The 17,483-nt window shown below is 69.1% G+C and carries 14 protein-coding genes; 6 read left to right on the forward strand and 8 right to left on the reverse strand.

The features are described 5' to 3' along the window. Window positions 1-7: 7 nt before the first annotated feature. Window positions 8-805 carry an IclR family transcriptional regulator gene (locus ACN0TP_RS08325; RefSeq protein ID WP_417218383.1) on the reverse strand — a complete coding sequence of 266 codons (798 nt, stop codon included), beginning with the start codon at window positions 803-805 and terminating at the stop codon, window positions 8-10. Between the two features lie 122 nt (window positions 806-927). Between ACN0TP_RS08325 and ACN0TP_RS08330 the strand changes: the two genes are divergently transcribed. Continuing rightward, a complete protein-coding gene (locus ACN0TP_RS08330) occupies window positions 928-1,722 on the forward strand; it encodes an SDR family oxidoreductase (protein ID WP_417218384.1) in 795 nt (264 codons plus the stop codon). Here ACN0TP_RS08330 and treZ read toward each other — a convergent pair. The 5 genes from treZ to ACN0TP_RS08355 form a co-directional block, all read right to left on the reverse strand. Further along, complete coding sequence (gene treZ, locus ACN0TP_RS08335; RefSeq protein WP_417218385.1) at window positions 1,645-3,477, reverse strand: malto-oligosyltrehalose trehalohydrolase; 1,833 nt, start codon at window positions 3,475-3,477, stop codon at window positions 1,645-1,647. The genes ACN0TP_RS08330 and treZ overlap by 78 nt on opposite strands. A 9-nt stretch (window positions 3,478-3,486) precedes the next feature. After that, window positions 3,487-5,832, reverse strand: coding sequence for a malto-oligosyltrehalose synthase (gene treY / locus ACN0TP_RS08340; protein ID WP_417218386.1), 2,346 nt, complete (start codon window positions 5,830-5,832; stop codon window positions 3,487-3,489). Then, on the reverse strand, window positions 5,829-8,030 hold the full coding sequence (gene glgX / locus ACN0TP_RS08345; RefSeq protein ID WP_417218387.1) for a glycogen debranching protein GlgX: 2,202 nt from the start codon (window positions 8,028-8,030) through the stop codon (window positions 5,829-5,831). Before glgX ends, treY begins: the two co-directional genes overlap by 4 nt. 132 nt (window positions 8,031-8,162) lie before the next feature. Further along, window positions 8,163-9,002: a putative hydro-lyase gene (locus ACN0TP_RS08350; RefSeq protein ID WP_417218388.1), complete on the reverse strand. Its 840-nt coding sequence runs from the start codon at window positions 9,000-9,002 to the stop codon at window positions 8,163-8,165. Between the two features lie 8 nt (window positions 9,003-9,010). Continuing rightward, window positions 9,011-10,228, reverse strand: a complete 1,218-nt coding sequence (locus tag ACN0TP_RS08355; RefSeq protein ID WP_417218389.1) for an NRAMP family divalent metal transporter — start codon at window positions 10,226-10,228, stop codon at window positions 9,011-9,013. A 155-nt stretch (window positions 10,229-10,383) separates the two neighbouring features. Between ACN0TP_RS08355 and ACN0TP_RS08360 the strand changes: the two genes are divergently transcribed. From ACN0TP_RS08360 to ACN0TP_RS08375, 4 genes are read left to right on the forward strand one after another with little or no spacing between them, the layout of a single operon-like run. Continuing rightward, entirely contained in the window at window positions 10,384-11,841 is a 1,458-nt protein-coding gene (locus ACN0TP_RS08360; RefSeq protein ID WP_417218390.1) for a GuaB1 family IMP dehydrogenase-related protein, read from the forward strand. Between the two features lie 35 nt (window positions 11,842-11,876). Continuing rightward, on the forward strand, window positions 11,877-12,551 hold the full coding sequence (locus ACN0TP_RS08365; protein ID WP_417218391.1) for a TetR family transcriptional regulator: 675 nt from the start codon (window positions 11,877-11,879) through the stop codon (window positions 12,549-12,551). A gap of 19 nt (window positions 12,552-12,570) precedes the next feature. Then, window positions 12,571-13,359 carry an ABC transporter ATP-binding protein gene (locus ACN0TP_RS08370; protein WP_417218392.1) on the forward strand — a complete coding sequence of 263 codons (789 nt, stop codon included), beginning with the start codon at window positions 12,571-12,573 and terminating at the stop codon, window positions 13,357-13,359. Beyond that, on the forward strand, window positions 13,356-14,090 hold the full coding sequence (locus ACN0TP_RS08375; RefSeq protein WP_417218393.1) for an ABC transporter permease: 735 nt from the start codon (window positions 13,356-13,358) through the stop codon (window positions 14,088-14,090). The genes ACN0TP_RS08370 and ACN0TP_RS08375 overlap by 4 nt, the downstream gene beginning before the upstream one ends. Window positions 14,091-14,105: 15 nt before the next feature. Here ACN0TP_RS08375 and ACN0TP_RS08380 read toward each other — a convergent pair whose 3' ends face one another. Together ACN0TP_RS08380 and ACN0TP_RS08385 are read right to left on the reverse strand one after the other, a co-directional pair. Beyond that, complete coding sequence (locus tag ACN0TP_RS08380; protein ID WP_417218394.1) at window positions 14,106-15,527, reverse strand: HNH endonuclease; 1,422 nt, start codon at window positions 15,525-15,527, stop codon at window positions 14,106-14,108. Window positions 15,528-15,639: 112 nt separating this feature from the next. Beyond that, window positions 15,640-16,131 carry an Lrp/AsnC family transcriptional regulator gene (locus ACN0TP_RS08385; RefSeq protein WP_417218395.1) on the reverse strand — a complete coding sequence of 164 codons (492 nt, stop codon included), beginning with the start codon at window positions 16,129-16,131 and terminating at the stop codon, window positions 15,640-15,642. Between the two features lie 181 nt (window positions 16,132-16,312). On the opposite strand from ACN0TP_RS08385, the gene ald reads away from it, so the two are divergent. Then, a complete protein-coding gene (gene ald / locus ACN0TP_RS08390) occupies window positions 16,313-17,440 on the forward strand; it encodes an alanine dehydrogenase (RefSeq protein ID WP_417218396.1) in 1,128 nt (375 codons plus the stop codon). Window positions 17,441-17,483: the final 43 nt, after the last annotated feature.

Consider the following 17,483-nt stretch of genomic DNA (forward strand, 5'->3'; position numbering starts at 1 on the left):
GGTGAGCCTAGCGGTCCGCCGGCATGCTGCGCCGCTGGGCCCCGACGTGGGTTGGATTGAACCCCAGGCGACGGGCGATGGCCCGGGCCGCCATCTGCAGTTGGGGAACGAGGTTGGGCAGGTTCTCCTGCCCCCGGGGCACGATGACCGACAAGCTGGCGACAGGACGATCGGTGCCGGCGAAGACGGGGACCGAGATGCCGCTGGATTCGGTCACGATGATCCCTGCCATGGAGCAGTATCCGGATTGCCGGATGGTCGCCAGGATGCCCCGCAGCTGATCCGCATCCGTCACGGTGGCCTCGGTCAGCTTCTCCAGGCGCCGATGCAGGAACGTCTCCTGTTCCCCGTCCGGGGCATGGGCCATGAAGACGAGGCCGGCCGAGCAACCGTGCACCGGCAGCCGTCCGGCGATCCGGGTGATGTTGACCGTGGATTCACGGGAAGCCAGCCGCTCGATGTACAGGACGTCGGTACCCTCGAGGACCCCCAGTGAAATGTGGTGGCCGGTCTGCACCAGCAGGTCCTCCATGACGGGAAGCGCGGCCTCCCGCAGGTTGGAGGCCCGGGATCCGCGGCTGGCCAGTTCCCAGAGACGGTGCCCATGGCGCAACCTGCCGCCGGAGTCCCGCTCGAGCAGTCCCTCCACCTCGAGTTCGGCCACCAGACGGTGCACCGTTGACAGTGGCAGGTCCACGGCGCGCGAGAGCTGGCGCAGGTGCAGGGCGGGCTGATCGTCGGTGAAGGCACCCAGGACACGCACGACGCGGTTGATGACCGATTCGCCCGATGAGGAGTTTGCCATGGGTCATGCCCTTCCCCGCGAATCGGGCCGGGGCGACCCGGATCCGCTAGCTTGACGGCCATCATATCCGTTGAACGGAACACCCGGGTCCCGGGCGCCGCCGCGGACCTAGCGTGGATGGCATGACAGCTGATACTCCCGCTCCCACTGCCCCCGCCGCCGGCCGCGTCGCCGGAAAGGTCGTCCTCATCTCGGGCGCCGCCCAGGGCATGGGCGCCTCCCATGCCAGCGCCTTGGTCGCCGAGGGGGCACACGTCATGATCGGTGACCTGCAGGAGGAGGCGGGCACGGCACTGGCGGAGAAGCTCAACGCTGACGCCGGCCGACAGGCAGCCGCCTTCACCCCACTGGACGTGACGAGTTTCGAGGCCTGGACCGCAGCAGTGGAGAGCACCGTCGCCACCTTCGGATCCCTGCAGGTGCTGGTCAACAATGCCGGGATCTACACCCCCGGCTCCGTCGCCGACGCCACCATCGAGAACTGGACACGGACCATCGACATCGATCTGACCGGGACGTTCTTCGGCATGAAGGCCGCCCTCGGCGAACTGCGCCGGAACCAGACCTCGTCCATCATCAACATCTCCTCCATTGCCGGTCTGGTCGGCTTCAAGAACCGCGCGGCGTACTCCGCCGCCAAATGGGGTGTGCAGGGGCTGACGAAGACCTCGGCCATGGATTTCGGGCCCGATGGCGTCCGGGTCAACTCCATCCATCCCGGATCGGTGGAGACGCCGTTGACGGCCAACCTGAAACGGGGTTTCGGCCAGGTCCCGGCCGGCCGGGCGGCTCAGGTCGAGGAGATCAGCGCCCTGGTGCTCTACCTGGCCTCCGACGAATCACGGTTCGTCTCGGGTGCGGGCATCCCCATCGATGGCGGCGAAACGGCGGGCAACAACCTGCGTCAGGACTCCTAGACTTCCGACAGGCGCAGCACCACCGCCGAAAACCGGGCCCACGGCGATCCCGCCGTCCACGGTTTCGGCCGCGGCCGCCCCGGTCGACAGCAGGATCCGACCCGGCTCCCCCGGCAGCGGCACGGTGGCGTCGTGCCCTGCCAGGTTCACGGCCACGGCGATCGAACCCCGGTGGACCAGCAACCAGCCCTCGGCCTCATGGAAGTCCACCTGCGGCCAGGTGCCGGTGTCCGCCAGATCGGGTTCGGCGGCACGCAGGGCGAGCAACCGGCGATACAGCCCGAGCAGACGCGCGTGCACCGTTCCCTGCCCTTCGGCCTCGGACCAGTCGAGCTTGGAGTCCAGGAACGTCGACTCGTCCTGCGGGTTCGGCACCACTGAGGGGTCCCATCCCATGGCGGCGAACTCGGCCAGCCGGCCCTCCGCCGTCGCCCGCCCGAGTTCGGGTTCCGGGTGGGAGGTGAAGAACTGCCATGGCGTCGAGGCGGCGAACTCCTCTCCCATGAACAGCATCGGGGTGAACGGGGCCGTCAGGTTCAGCACGGCGGCCAGCTCCAACCGGCCGGCGTCCAGGGTGGCCGTCAGCCGATCCCCGGCGGCCCGGTTGCCGATCTGGTCGTGGTTCTGCGTGCAGACCACCAGCTGCCCGGGGGCCACCCGGTCCTGGTTGATGGGCCGCCCATGATGACGACGGCGGAACGAGGAGTAGCTGCCATCGTGGAAGAACCCGCCACGCAGGACCTTGGCCAACGCGCCCACCGACTCGAAATCGGCGTAGTACCCGGCGGTCTCCCCCGTGAGGTTCACGTGGACCGCATGGTGGAAGTCATCGCTCCACTGTCCTGAGAGGCCGTCGCCGTTGACGTCGCGCGGCTGGATCAACCGGTCGTTGTTCAGGTCCGATTCGGCGATGAGGAACAGCGGTTGTCCCCTCTCGGCGGCCAGGGCATCGGTCGCGGCAGCCAGTTCCTCCAGCAGCGGCACCGCCCGTGCGTCCTTGAACGCGTGCACGGCATCCAAGCGCAGCCCGTCGACGTGGTGCTCGCGCATCCACATCAGCGCGTTGTCCACGATGTACCGGCGGACCTCATCCGATCCGGGCCCGTCAAGGTTGACCGAGTCGCCCCACGTGTTCGCGTTGCCCTCGGTCAGGTAGGGCCCGAACCGCGGCAGGTAGTTCCCGCTGGGGCCCAGGTGGTTGTAGACGACGTCCTGGATGACGCCGAGCCCGTGCCGGTGTGCGGCGTCGACGAACCGCTGGTAGGCCGCCGGCCCGCCGTAGGTTTCCTGGACCGCGTACCAGAGGACGCCGTCGTAGCCCCAGTTGTGGGTGCCGTTGAAGGCGTTGACCGGCAGCAGCTCGACGTGTTGGATGCCCAGGTCGGCGAGGTAGCCCAGGCGGGAGGCGGCGGCGTCCAGGGTGCCCTCGGGGGTGAACGTGCCCACATGCAGCTCGTAGATGGCGCCGCCGGCAAGCCCGGGCGAAACCCATGAGGCGTCGCCCCAGGCGTGCGCACCGGCGTCGACGGTGCGCGAGAGCCCGTGGACCCCGTCGGGCTGGCGGCGCGAGCGCGGATCGGGCAGCGCGGTGTCCGCGCCGTCGAGCAGGTACCCGTAGTCCAGTTCCCCGTGCGGGGGCTCGACGGCGGGGGCCCACCATCCGCCGTCGTGCCGTTGCATGGGCACGGTCTGGCCGCCGGCGAGCAATGAAAGCTCGTGGGCGCGTGGCGCCCAGACGGCGAAGCGTTCGTCCATGGTCCCTCCCTAACCCGCCGTCCTCACGAGCAGGGCGCCCGGGTAGTCGGCGAAGACCTCGGCGGCCGGCAGCTGGCCGTCGCTGGTGTGGATGCGGCCGGTGATTTCGTCGCGGTAGGTGCCCGCGGCGAGCTGCAGCCCGGTGTCCCGCCAGCCGCCCTCGGCGGCGAGCCGGACCGGGAGCCGGGTCAGTGCGGCGATGGCCCCGCCGCGGTCGAACGCGAAGAGGTGCCCGGCCGCCGCCCCGGTGACGGCGACCGACTCGTAGCCGGTGAACAGGTTCGGCCGGTCGCGGCGCAGGCGCAGGGCCCGGGACACCATCAGCAGCTTGGCCCGCCCATCGGCGCCGATCGGCGGCACCCGGGCCGGGCCGTTGAGCCGGTCCAGGTCAGCCAGCGCCTCGCGCCGCCGGGGGAAGTCCACGGGCCGGCGGTTGTCGGGGTCCACCAGCGAGCGGTTCCAGAATTCGGTGCCCTGGTAGACGTCGGGGACCCCGGGCATGGCCAGCTGCAGGAGCTTGGCGCAGAAGCCGTTGGACCAGCCCGCGCCCTGGAGGTGCCCGACGACGTCTCCGACCATGGCCACGAGGTCCGGGTGGTCGTACGCGGCGTCCACCGCAGCGTGCAGCCGGGCCTCGAATTCCTCGTTGGGCTCGGTCCAGGTGGTGCTGGTGCCGGCCTCGCGGGCGGCCTTTTCGGCGTAGGCGTGGGCCCGTTCCCGGCGGGCCGGGTAGGTGCCGATGGTGGCCTGCCACAGCAGGTCGGCGAACGGCTCGTCGCCCAGGGGCACGAGCGCGTGGAAGCGCGCCATCGTTTCCGCCCAGTACCCGGGCAGCTCGGACAGCACGCTGATGCGGGACCGGGTGTCCTCGCCCCGCTTGGTGTCGTGGGTGCTCAGCGTCGTCATGGCCTCCGGCGCGTCCAGCTGCCGCGTCGCCAGCTTGGTATGGAGCTCGAACGGCTCCACGGCGAAGATCGAGGGATCCGCCCCCACCTCGTTCAGCGAGGTCAGCCGCGTGAAGCGGTAGAACGCCGTGTCCTCCACGCCCTTGGCCATGACCATGCCGGAGGTCTGCTGGAACCGGGTGGCGAGTTCCCCCAGCGGCGCCCCGCCGTCGTCCCCGGTGGCGGGGTTGAGCAGCGGGTGCAGTGCGGCAATGGTCTCGGCGATGTCCGGCCGGTGGATGCGGGCGGCGATGACGGCCTGTTCGAGGTATTCGGCACCGTCGGGCAGGTAGCTGCGGTAGACGGGGAAGCAGCTGAGGATTTCGGCGAGCGCATCGACGACGGCGTCCGGGGCAAGGGCTGCTTCGGCGGGCACCAGCCGGGCCAGGCGCAGCACCTCGGAGTGCAGCAACCCGTCGGCGATGGCGCGCTTCGTGTCGTGGATCATCGGGTGGTAGCCCTCGACCGGTGCCACGTCGCCGAGCACCGCGCGCCCGTCGGGGTCCACGAAGAGCCGGTCGATGTCGGCGAGCGCGTCATACCCGGTGGTGCCCTCGCATTCCCAGCGGGCCGGCAGCTTCTCGCCGGGTTCGAGGATCTTCTCCACCAGCAGGTAGGCGCCGCCGGTGAGCGAGCGCAGGCGCTCCAGGTAGCCGGCCGGGTCGGCGAGCCCGTCCGGGTGGTCGATGCGCAGCCCGTCGACCAGGCCGTCGTCGAACCAGCTGCGGATCTGGGCGTGGGATTCCTCGAAGACCCACGGCACCTCGACCCGCAGGCCGGCCAGCGAGTTCACCCCGAAGAAGCGCCGGTAGTTCAGCTCGTTGTCGGCACGGCGCCAGTTCACTAGTTCGTAGTGCTGGCGGCCGTGCACCGTGGACGCGTCCTCGCCCGCTGCGGCGGTGCCGGCGGCCACCGGGAAGGCGTGGTCGTAGTAGCGCAGCTCGAAGCCCCCGGCCCCATCCGGGACAAGTTCCAGCCGCTCCAGCTCCTGGCTGCCGTCGCCGAGGACCGGCAGCCGCAGGCGCCCCGCCCCGGCCTCCCAGTCGACGTCGAAGGCCTCGGCGTAGCGGGAGCCCCGGCCCTCGGCGAGCAGGGACCACCACCAGTGGTTCAGCCGCGGGGTGGCCACGCCCATGTGGTTGGGCACGATGTCCACCAGCACGCCCATCCCCGCGTCGTGGGCCGCCCGCGAGAGGGCCTCAAGCCCTGCACGCCCGCCCCGGGAGGCGTCGACGGTTCCCGGGTCCACGACGTCGTAGCCGTGGTCCGAGCCGGTTTCCGCGGTGAGGATCGGGGACAGGTAGATCCAGTCGACGCCGAGGTCGCGCAGGTACGGGACCAGGTCGACCGCGTCGAACAAGGTGAAGCCGGGACGGATCTGCAGCCGGTAGGTCGAACGCGGAGACCTCATGCCGACGCTCCCGCCTTCGACGCATCGGCCTCGTCACCGGATCCGGCCTGGGCGGCCAGTGATGCGGCCACCGAATGGTCCGCCTCGGGCGTCTCCTCGTAGGCGCGCAGCACCAGCAGCGACCGGGCGCCCACGGTGATGGTGCTGGAGGCCTCCAGGGAATCGGTGGGGGCGTAGTCCCCGGCGGTGTCCAGCACCGCTTCCCAGGCCGGGGCGAATTCGGTGGAGGGGATGGTGAAGTCCGCGTCCTCGTGGTGGGGGTTGAAGAACAGCAGGAAATTGCTGTCCCGGATGGCCTGGCCGCGTTCGTCGGTGCCGGCGATCCCGTAGCCGTTGAGGAACACCCCGAAGGACTGGGCGATGTCGGCGTCCCAGTCCTCGGGGGTCATCGGGGTGCCGTCGGCGCCCAGCCACTTGATGTCCGGCAGGTCCTCGCCATCGGCACGCACCACTGGCCGGCCGTCGAAGAACCTGCGGCGCCGGAATGTGGGGTGTTCGGCGCGTAGCCGGCTCACGGCAGCGGTGAACTCGAGCAGGGGGGTGTCCGCGTCCTCCCAGTTGATCCAGCTCAGCTCGGAATCCTGCGCGTACGTGTTGTTGTTGCCGTTCTGGGTGCGCCCCAGCTCGTCACCGTGCGCAATCATCGGCACCCCCTGGGAGAGCAGGAGCGTGGCCAGGTAGTTGCGCTGCTGCCGTGCCCGGAGGGTCAGGACCTCGGGGTCGTCCGTGGGCCCCTCCACCCCGCAGTTCCAGGAGCGGTTGGTGGATTCACCGTCGTTGTTGTCCTCGCCGTTGGCCTCGTTGTGCTTGTCGTTGTAGGACACCAGGTCCCGCAGCGTGAAGCCGTCGTGGGCCGTGACGAAGTTGATCGATGCCACCGGCCGGCGGCTGGAATGTTCGTACAGGTCCGAGGAGCCGGTGATGCGGGAGGCGAACTCGCCCAGCGTGGAGGGCACCCCGCGCCAGAAGTCGCGGACCGTGTCGCGGTACTGCCCGTTCCATTCGGTCCATTGCGGCGGGAAGTTTCCGACCTGGTAGCCGCCGGGGCCGATATCCCAGGGTTCGGCGATGAGCTTGACCTGCGAGACCACCGGATCCTGCTGGATGAGCTCGAAGAAGGTGGAGAGCTTGTCGACGTCGTAGAACTCGCGGGCCAGGGTGGAGGCCAGGTCGAAGCGGAAGCCGTCCACGTGCATTTCCGTGACCCAGTAGCGCAGGGAGTCCATCAGCAGCTGCAGCGAATGCGGGTTGCGCACGTTCAACGAGTTCCCGGTGCCGGTGTAGTCCATGTAGTACCGCTGGTCGTCCTCCACCAGCCGGTAGTAGGAGGCGTTGTCGATGCCGCGGAAGGAGATCGTGGGGCCCAGATGGTTGCCTTCGGCGGTGTGGTTGTACACGACGTCGAGGATCACCTCGATGCCGGCCAGATGCAGTTCCTTGACCATGGCCTTGAACTCCTGGACCTGCTGGCCGGAGTCCCCGGTGGAACAGTACGTGTTCTGCGGGGCGAAGAAGCCGATGGTGTTGTAGCCCCAGTAGTTGGACAGCCCCTGGTCCTGCAGCGTGGAGTCGTTGACGAACTGGTGCACCGGCATCAGCTCGATGGCGGTGGCGCCGATCTTCTGCAGGTGGGCGATGACGGCCGGGTGGGCGACGCCCGCGTAGGTGCCGCGCTGGTCCTCCGGGACCTCGGGGTGCAGCCGGGTCAGGCCCTTGACGTGGGCCTCGTAGATGACCGACTGGTGGTACGGCGTGCGCGGCTTGCGGTCACCGTCCCAATCGAAGAACGGGCTGACCACGACGCCGAGCATCATGTGGGCCGCGGAGTCCTCGTCGTTGCGCGAGTCCTCGTCGCCGAAGGTGTAGCCGAACAGCGACTGGTCCCAGTCGATCTCGCCGTGGACGGCCTTGGCGTAGGGGTCCAGCAACAGCTTGTTGGGGTTGCAGCGGTGTCCTGCGGCGGGATCGTTGGGCCCGTCGACCCGGTAGCCGTACTTCTGGCCCGGAATGATCTGCGGCAGGTAGGCGTGCCAGACGAAACCGTCCACCTCGGTCAGGTCGACACAGGTCTCGGCACCGTCGTCGTCGATGAGGCACAACTGCACCGATTCGGCGATCTCGCTGTAGAGCGCGAAGTTCGTGCCGTTTCCGTCGTAGGTCGCGCCCAGTGGGTAGGCGTCTCCGGGCCAAACGTCCATGCATGCTCCTTGAAACGGGGGCGGGCACCGTGGCGGGGCCCTTCCGCCCACGATATAGGCAGGAGCGGCCCGCGCCCAGCTTCCCGGCACGGACGACTCGGAGGCCCGCCCCGCAGGGACTGGCCGCACCGGTCAGGGAACGAGGTACTCGCTGTCCCGCGCGTCGGTGATGAGCATGTGCCCGGGGGCGTGGCCGATGGCCAGCGGCGGGCGGGATTCCATGACGGCGGCCTGCGGGGTGACCCCACAGGCCCAGAACACCGGCAGGTGGCCGGCGGGGATGTCCACGGGGTCCCCGAAGTCGGGCCGCGACAGATCGGAAATGCCGAGGTCGCCGGGGTTGCCGATGTGCACCGGCGCCCCGTGGACCGCCGGGTAGCGGGAGGTGATCCGCACCGCGTCGGCGACCTGGGAGGCCGGGAAGGGGCGCATCGAGACGACCAGCGGACCGGACATCGTCCCGGCGTCCTGGCACCGCACGCTGGTCCGGTACATCGGCACGTTCACGTCCTGGTCGATGTGGGCGACGGGCAGTCCGCCCTCGAGCAGGGCCGTTTCGAAGGTGAAGGAGCAGCCGACGATGAACGTGACCAGGTCATCGCGCCAATAGGGGGTGATGTCGGTGGGCTCGGCGACGGGGACGCCGTCCTGGTAGACGACGTACCGGGGCACGTCGGTGCGGATATCCCCGCCGGCCAGGAGAGCGCCGGTGGTCTGCCCGGCGTCGAGGACACCGAGGAGGGGGCATGGTTTCGGGTTCCGCTGGGCGAAAAGGAGCACGTCGAAGGCCTGCGCCTTCGGCACGATGATCAGGTTCGCCTGGGCGTACCCGCAGGCGATGCCGGCGGTGGGTGCGACCAGGCCGTCGCGGAACGCCGCCCGCGCCTGGGCCGGGGTCCAGGTGGCACGCGCCGATGCCGGTTCGGCGCCCGGGCCGGGCACCGCCGTCGGACCGGGTGCTTCGGTGTCCATGGACTCGCTCACTTCCAGAGGGCGGCCAGGCCGGAGAGTGAGTTCCAGCCCAGGTAGAGGGTCAGCAGCCAGGTCAGCACGCCGATGACGAGCAGCCAGAGGGGGTAGGCGTAGCCGCGCAGCAGGTCGCGGCGGCGCCAGGCGATCCATAGGATGACCGCGAACCCCAGGGGCAGGATCAGGCCGTTGAAGGCACCGGCGAAGATCAGCAGCGTCTGCGGGGCCTGCCCGAGCAGCAGGAATGCGGCGGCGCAGAACGCGATGAACGCCACCGTGATGAGGTTCCGGGTGCGTTCGGACGTCGTGGAGGTGGTGATGAACGAGACCGAGGTGTAGGCGGCGCCGATGACCGAGGTCAGCGCCGCGCTCCAGAGCACGACGCCGAACATGCGCAGGCCGATGTCCCCTGCGGCGTGCTGGAAGGCCTCGGCGGCCATGTTGTTCCCGGCGAGCGTCGCGCCGCCGGCGACGACGCCGAAGATCGCCAGGAAGAGCAGCACGCGCATGATGCCGGTGACGATGACCCCGAGCACCGAGCTCTGCGTGATGGCCTTGACGTTCTCCGGCCCGGTGGCGCCGGAGTCCAGCATGCGGTGGGCACCGGCGTAGGTGATGTAGCCGCCGACGGTGCCGCCGATGAGCGTGGTGATGATCAGGAAATCGACTTTTTCCGGCATGACCGTGTTCTTCAGCGCCTCGCCGATGGGGGGCGCCGCGACGATGGCCACGTAGATCATCAACAGGATCATGATGGCCCCGAGCAGCACGACGATGCGGTCCAGCGCCATGCCGGCGCGCTTGGAAAGGAAGATCAGGATGGCCACGACGGCGGAAATGGCGCCGCCGATCTTCGGGTCCAGGCCGAGCATGGCGTTCATGCCCAGGCCGGTACCGGCGATGTTGCCGATGTTGAACACCACGCCGCCGATGAACACGAGGACGGCCAGCACCCAGCCGATCCCGGGAAGGACCTTGTTGCCCAGCTCCTGGGCGCGCATCCCGGAGATGCCCACGACGCGCCAGACATTGAGCTGGACGGCGACGTCGACGAGGATGGAAATCACGATGGCGAAGGCGAACGCCGCGCGCAACTGGACCGTGAATACCGTGGTCTGGGTGATGAAGCCGGGGCCGATGGCGCTGGTGGCCATCAGGAACATGGCCCCGAGCAGCGCGGTCCGGCGGGCGGCCGGGCTCAGGCCCTTCCTGGTGGGTGTCTCGGACATGGGGATGTTCCGTCCTGTTGGCGGTGATCGGGGTCACATGATCGGTGGTTGCTACGCAGCCTACAGGTTGTTCAACAATCCATACAAGACATTGTTCAACAATTTTCGCCGTCGCCGTCTCGAACCACGGCGGACGGCACGCTAGCCTGAGATGCGTGAAGTTTCTCAATGACGTGGACCCGCAGTACGACCTGACCTACAACGACACCTTCATGGTGCCCTCGCGCTCCGCGGTGGCCTCGCGGACCAGCGTGGACCTGACGACGCCGGACGGCATCGGGACCTCGATCCCGCTGGTCGTCTCGAACATGACGGCCGTGGCCGGGCGCCGGATGGCCGAGACGGTCGCGCGCCGCGGCGGCATCACGATCCTTCCCCAGGACATCAGCATGGACGCCGTCAACGACATGGTCGGGCAGGTCAAGCGCGCCCACCCCGTCCTCGAAACCCCCATCACCGTCCAGGCCGGGGATGCCGTGGCGACCGCCCTGTCGCTGCTGGGCAAGCGCTCCCACGGTGCCGCCGTCGTGCTCGACGGGGACGAGCCGGTCGGCATCGTCGCCCTCGGCGACTGCCAGCAGGTCGACCGCTTCGCCCGGATCTCCGAGGTCATGAGCGAGAACATCGTCACCGCATCGGTAGAAGAGGAACCGCGGTCGGTCTTCGAGACGATCGCCGAGCGCCATCTGAGCATGGTCCCGGTCCTGGACGACGGGCGCCTGGCCGGGGTGCTCACGCGCAAGGGGATCCTGCGTTCGGCCATCTACTCCCCTGCGGTGGACCCGCAGGGCCGCCTCATGGTCGGCGGGGCCGTGGGCATCAATGGCGACGTCCGGGCCAAGACCACCGGGCTGCTGGAGGCCGGAGTGGACGTCCTCGTCGTCGACACGGCCCACGGCCACCAGGAAAAGATGATCGAGGCGCTGCCGCTTGTCACCGCGGCGCGCGACGAATTTGCCCAGCGCACCGGGCGTCGCCTGCAGGTCGTCGCCGGGAACGTCGTCTCCTCCGGCGGAGTCACCGATCTGGTGGCCGCCGGGGCCGACATCCTCAAGGTCGGCGTCGGGCCAGGGGCCATGTGCACCACCCGCATGATGACCGGCGTGGGGCGCCCGCAGTTCTCCGCAGTACTCGAATGCGCCACCGCGGCTCGGGAATCCGGGGCCGAGGTCTGGGCCGACGGTGGCGTGAAGTACCCGCGCGACGTCGCCCTGGCATTGGCCGCCGGTGCCGCCAGCGTGATGATCGGCTCCTGGTTTGCCGGGACCCACGAATCGGCCGGCGACCTGGTCCTCGATTCCGACGGCCGGGCCTACAAAGAGAGCTTTGGGATGGCCTCGGCACGCGCCGTGCAGCAGCGCACGAAGCACCGCTCGGCATTCGACCGCGCCCGCTCCGCGCTGTTCGAGGAGGGCATCTCGCACTCGCGCATGTACCTGGACCCGGCCCGTCCGGGCGTGGAGGACCTGATCGACTCCATCATTTCCGGGGTGCGCTCGTCCTTTACGTATGCTGGCGCGGAGACCATCGCGGAGTTCCGCGAGCGGGCCGTCGTCGGCGTGCAGTCGAGCGCGGGCTACGAGGAGGGCCGCCCCCGGGACACCTCTTGGTAGGCGGCTTCTCCGGCGCCCGGCCGTAGGCTGGTTCCGTGACGCAGAACCAGGACGACGGCGGACCCGGTGGACGCCGCAGGGGACGGCCGCGCGGCAGCGCCTCCGGCGGCGGCCGCGGTCGCATCCTGCAGGCCGCGACCGCGGAATTCCACGACCGCGGCTACGAGGCGGCTTCCATCCGGTCCATTGCCCGCCGTGCCGGGGTGGATTCCGCTTTGGTCCACCACTACTTCGATGACAAGGCGGGCCTGTTCACCGAGGTCGTCAGGGTTCCCCTGCGCCCGGACCGCATCGTGGCCGAGGTGCTGGCCGGACCGCCCGGGCTCTTCGGCCGACGCCTGGTCCACGACGTGCTCACCGCCTGGGAGCGCCCTGCCGTTCGGCCGGCGGCCATCGCCTTGATGCGCAGCGCTGTCGGCACGGGCGCCGGGTCGGCCATGGTCCGCAGCTTCCTCAAGCGGGAGCTGATCGGGCAACTGGCACGCCGCGTCGGCGGTCCCGACGCCGATCTGCGCGCATCGCTGGCGGCCAGCCAGATGGCCGGGCTGCTGCTCATGCGCTTCGTCTTGGGGATCGAGCCCCTGGCCTCGGCACCCATCGGCCGACTCGTCGACACGGTCGGGCCCGTCGTCCAATGGCACCTCACCGGGCGAGTTCTTGCCGCGGAACCGGATGCGGGCCATCCCGGCACCGTTGACCCGGGGACGTGACAGGTCTTTAATTCATCACATGATGAATAGCCAGATGGCCATCGAGGTCGACGGGCTCACCATCCGCCGGGGCAAGGCCGCCGTGCTGGAGGATCTGACGTTTGGCGTGCCCGCCGGCGCCGTCGTGGGGCTGCTTGGCCCCAGCGGTTGCGGCAAGTCCACCCTGATGCGCAGCATCGTCGGAACGCAGGTGGTCCATGGCGGAACAATCCGGGTCCTGGGCGAGCCGGCCGGATCCGCCCCCCTCCGCCGGCGGGTGGGCTACATGACCCAATCCGTCAGCGTCTACGACGACCTCACGATCCGCCAGAACCTCGACTACTTCCGCAAGGTCCTGGGGGCCGGCCCCGAACGCGTCGACCAGGTCCTTGGCCTGACGGATCTGGCCGACACCGCAGATCAACTGGTGGAAACGCTCTCCGGGGGACAGCTCAGCCGCGTGTCCCTGGCGGTCGCCCTCCTGGGCGAGCCCGATCTGCTTGTCCTGGATGAACCGACGGTGGGGCTGGATCCCTTGCTGCGCGCGGATCTGTGGTCCCTCTTCCGCCAGCTCGCCGCCGAGGGCGCCACCCTGCTGGTCTCCAGCCACGTCATGGACGAGGCCACCCGCTGCGACCGCCTGCTGTTGATGCGGGACGGGGACATCATCGCTGATGATTCCCCGGATGGCCTGCTCGCGGCGACCGGGACCGAAACCGCAGAAGCTGCGTTTCTCGCCTTGATTTCCGGACAGGACACCGTCCCGCCACAGGCCGCACATGCCCGACACAGGCAGGCTCCGGGCCACGAACAAGGAGGCAGGCCGTGACCGCAGCGTCGACGTTTGCGACGGCGGGACGCGTTCTGGCACAGGTTCGGCATGATCCGCGCACCATCGCCCTGCTCTTGATCGTCCCCAGCCTGCTTATCGGCTTGGTGGCCTGGATCTTCACCGAGACTCCCGTCTTCGCCACGATCGGCCCGGCCATCATCGCCCTCTTCCCGTTCATCGTCATGTTCCTGGTGGCCAGCATCAGCACATTGCGGGAACGCCGCTCGGGGACCCTGGAGAGGTTGCTGACGATGCCGCTCGGAAAGGGGTCCTTCATCCTGGGGTACGCCCTGGCTTTCGGCTTGCTCTCCATCGTGCAAACCGGAATTGCCGTGGCATTCTCGGTGTGGGTGTGCGGGCTGGGGATCGAGGGCCAGGTCTGGCTCCTGTTCCTGGTGGCAGTGGTCGATGCACTGCTGGGAACGTCCCTGGGCTTGCTGGCCAGCGCCTTTGCCCGCAGCGAGTTCCAGGTCGTCCAGTTCATGCCGGCTTTCGTGTTCCCGCAGATCCTGCTCGGCGGGCTGTTCCTTCCCCGGGGGCAATTGCCGGATGTGCTGCGACAGATCGGCGACTGGCTCCCGCTCTCCCACGCCATGGACGCGCTGGGCGCCGTTGCCACCGGGGACCAGGACACGGCCTACGTGGTGGTCAGGATCCTGATCATCTGCGCCTGGATTGCCGGCGCCATCGCGCTGGGATCGGTGACCCTGCGCCGCAGGACCCCCTGATGCCACAGGTGCCCCTCAGGGGTCGGTGCCGGGCAGCGCTGGCGCTTGGGACCGGTAGGTATGGCCCGTCGGGGTGGTGACCTCGATGGCATGCCGGTCACCGGGGACCACCCGCGAGCTCCACCCCCGGGCCTCCTTGCTGTGGTTGCACGCCGTACAGGTTCCCGCACCGTTCTCCGCCGACGTGCGCCCCCGCGCCGCATGGGCCACAACATGGTCCCGCTCCCTGATGGGGGCGTCGCACCAGGGCCTGGAGCACACCTGGTCCCGCAAGTCGATGAACCGGCGCAAGCCATCGGGGAACAACCGCGCCTTCGAGTCCAGGCCCACCAGCGCCCCGCTACCGGGAGCCGTGTACAACCGCCTGAGCCACACCAGCTCTTTGTCAGCGCTCGACCCCGGGGCCGCCCCGACGTCCGCGGCGGGTTCCCCGGCATCACGGGATGGTTCCAGGCCCGGCGGCCGGGTGGCGTCCCGAATCAAATCCCTGGCGATTTGGGCCGGGACGACGCCATACCCCTGCAGGTAGGCCGGCTCGGCGTCCCCCTTGAACAGGGTCCGGTCCGTCATCACCAGTTCGATTTCCACGCGCACGTCCGTTGCGCGGGCCTGCCCCGTCACCCGCTCGACCAAGGTATCGGCCATGACCTGCCCCCTGCTGCGGGCATCCCCTTGCGAGGAGGCAAAGTCTGCGGCATGCGAGAGCGCTTTGAACACGGACACGGCTTGGGCGACGGGCAAGACTCCCGTGAGGACCCCCATGGTGTCCGGGGCGGGCCGCAGGCTCACGTGCCGGTCGCCCACCGCCTGGCGGGCACGGCGCACCAGGGCCGCCGCATCGATCTGGTCGGCGAGCTGGCGGGCCATGGCAGCGACCCGCCGATCCCCTGCACCCTCCGTGGTGCGAGGATCGGCCATCAGCGATTCGTCGACCTTCTGCCGGTCTTCCAGCGACAGGCACGCCGTTTCGCGCACCAGGATCATCGCCCGCCACTCACTGATGCGTCCCGTCCTGAAGGCCCGGTGGGTATGGGGCATCTCGGAGACCACGGCCCGGCAGAAACCCATCCAGCGCCCACCCCGGCACGGCGGTTCCCTGCGGGCCAAGGCCACCTGCGCCCCGGCTGCGGCACCCTGCTCGTCCGTGGGAACACCGGCGGCCTGTTCCCGTTCCACGATCCGGGCCCGCAGTTGGACGGCTGCCCGTGCCTGGTAGGCCGCGGCAGCGGCCTTGGCACCCTCCAGTTCCCGCAGCAAATCGACCAGTGCCTTCTCGGTCAGATCCGACCGCCCGGCGGCGAACCGGTCGATTGCCCCGGTCACCGCGGCGACGACCTCCGCATCCGGCACCACCGCGATGGGCGGTTCCAGCGGCGTTGGCACCGTGGCGGGAACATCCGCGGACCCGGTGAACGGCTGGATAAATTCTTCGAACATGTATTCGATTCTAGTAGCGCAACAACCGCGCTAGGCGGTCGAATGCCCGCCTGTGGATACCCACCCGGAACACCGTCCCCTGTGGAGGGGAACACACTCCCCGACGCCCGAATCAGAGCCAGGGCACGGCGCCGTGGGTGTGCTCAAAGACCAGCGACGTCTGCGTCGACGCCACTGCGGGGTTCGCCGAGAGGTTGTCGAGGACGAACTGGCGCACGTCGTTCGAATCCTTGACGGCGACATGGATCAGGAAGTCATCCGTTCCACCCAGGAAGAACAGCTGGACAACCCCGGTCTTGCCGCGGATCTCCTCGGCGAAGCTCGCCATCAGATGCCGGGCGCCGGGGCGGATGCGCACGAAGATCAGCGCCTCGAGCGCATGCCCCAGGACTTCCGGGTCCAGATCCAGGGTGAACTTGCGGATCACCCCCGACTCGCGCAGCGCATTCATCCGCGCCAGGCAGGTGGACGGCGCGATCCCGAGTTCCTCGGCCAGCGAGTTGTTGGTCCGCCGGGAATTCTCGGTGAGCATCCGCAGCAGCCCCCGGTCGATCTCGTCGAGTTCATACGGCCGCTTGCCCCGAAGATCTTTCGCTGTGGCCACGATCACACCCCTGTCGACTGATGGAAACTGCAGATTCCGGCCATTTTAGTGGAGATAATTCTGCAGAAGACGCATAGCCCCGCAGAAAAACTACGCTTAAATCACGACACCACAGCTGTCAGGGACCGGGAATGGGAGCCCGGACCACAAGGACCGCACCACCATCACCAAGGAGTACCCCATGATCATCGGCATTCCCCGCGAAATCAAGAACAACGAATTCCGTGTAGCCATCACGCCCGCCGGTGTCACCGAATTCGTCGAGCGAGGCCACGACGTCGTGATCGAGACCGGGGCCGGCGTGGGGTCGGGCATTCCGGACGCCGAATATGTCTCCGCCGGGGCGCGCATCGCCGGCGATGCCGATGCCACCTGGGCCGAGGCGGACATGGTCCTGAAGGTCAAGGAGCCGATCGCCGCCGAGTACCACCGTATTCGCCGCGGCCAGATCCTCTTCACCTACCTCCATCTGGCCGCCTCGCGGGAATGCACCCAGGCCATCCTCGATGCCGGCGCCACCGCGATCGCCTACGAAACGGTGACCAACGGGCGCGGGCTGCCCCTGCTCGCCCCGATGTCCGAGGTCGCCGGACGGCTCGCCGCACAGGTCGGCGCCTACCAGCTCCAGCAGCCCAATGGCGGCGCAGGGGTCCTCATGGGAGGCGTGCCCGGCACGCGGCCGGCGAAGGTCGTGGTCATCGGCGGAGGCGTCGCCGGCGAGAACGCCGCAGCCATCTCTGCCGGCATGGGGGCAGACGTCACGATCATCGACATCAACCTGGCCCGGCTGAAGGAAATCGACGTCGCCTACAACGGACGCATCAAGACGCTGGCCTCCTCCAAGCTGACCATCGCCGGCGAGGTCGCCGCGGCCGACCTGGTGATCGGCTCGGTCCTGATCCCCGGGGCCGCGGCACCGAAGCTGGTCACGCAGGACATGGTGGCCAACATGCGCCCGGGGTCTGTGCTCGTGGACATCGCCATCGACCAGGGCGGCTGCTTCGAGGGGTCGCGGGCGACCACGCATGCCGACCCCACCTTCAAGGTCCACGACGCGGTCTACTACTGCGTGGCGAACATGCCCGGCGCGGTCCCCCAGACCTCGACGGCGGCACTGACCAACGCCACCTTGCCCTATGCCCTGCGCATCGCCAACCAGGGCTGGCGCCGCGCGCTCCAGGCGGATCCGGGCCTGGCCAACGGCCTGAACGTGCACGATGGGCGCGTCACCTCGGCCCCCGTCGCCGAGGCACTGGGGCTCGAGCACACCCCGGCAGCATCGGTGCTCAACGGCACTCCGGTCGGCTAGGTCCGGCAGAGCGTGGGCGGCAGGCTCCCCCCGGGGGACCTGC

Source organism: Arthrobacter sp. (genome assembly GCF_048266065.1).
Classification (GTDB): domain Bacteria; phylum Actinomycetota; class Actinomycetes; order Actinomycetales; family Micrococcaceae; genus Arthrobacter_H.

Coding starts and splice junctions, on each gene's coding strand:
- ACN0TP_RS08325 (WP_417218383.1), bottom strand. CDS start 805: ATGGCAAACTCCTCATCGGGCGAATCGGTCATCAACCGCGTCGTGCGT.
- ACN0TP_RS08330 (WP_417218384.1), top strand. CDS start 928: ATGACAGCTGATACTCCCGCTCCCACTGCCCCCGCCGCCGGCCGCGTC.
- treZ (WP_417218385.1), bottom strand. CDS start 3,477: ATGGACGAACGCTTCGCCGTCTGGGCGCCACGCGCCCACGAGCTTTCA.
- treY (WP_417218386.1), bottom strand. CDS start 5,832: ATGAGGTCTCCGCGTTCGACCTACCGGCTGCAGATCCGTCCCGGCTTC.
- glgX (WP_417218387.1), bottom strand. CDS start 8,030: ATGGACGTTTGGCCCGGAGACGCCTACCCACTGGGCGCGACCTACGAC.
- ACN0TP_RS08350 (WP_417218388.1), bottom strand. CDS start 9,002: ATGGACACCGAAGCACCCGGTCCGACGGCGGTGCCCGGCCCGGGCGCC.
- ACN0TP_RS08355 (WP_417218389.1), bottom strand. CDS start 10,228: ATGTCCGAGACACCCACCAGGAAGGGCCTGAGCCCGGCCGCCCGCCGG.
- ACN0TP_RS08370 (WP_417218392.1), top strand. CDS start 12,571: ATGATGAATAGCCAGATGGCCATCGAGGTCGACGGGCTCACCATCCGC.
- ACN0TP_RS08380 (WP_417218394.1), bottom strand. CDS start 15,527: ATGTTCGAAGAATTTATCCAGCCGTTCACCGGGTCCGCGGATGTTCCC.
- ald (WP_417218396.1), top strand. CDS start 16,313: ATGATCATCGGCATTCCCCGCGAAATCAAGAACAACGAATTCCGTGTA.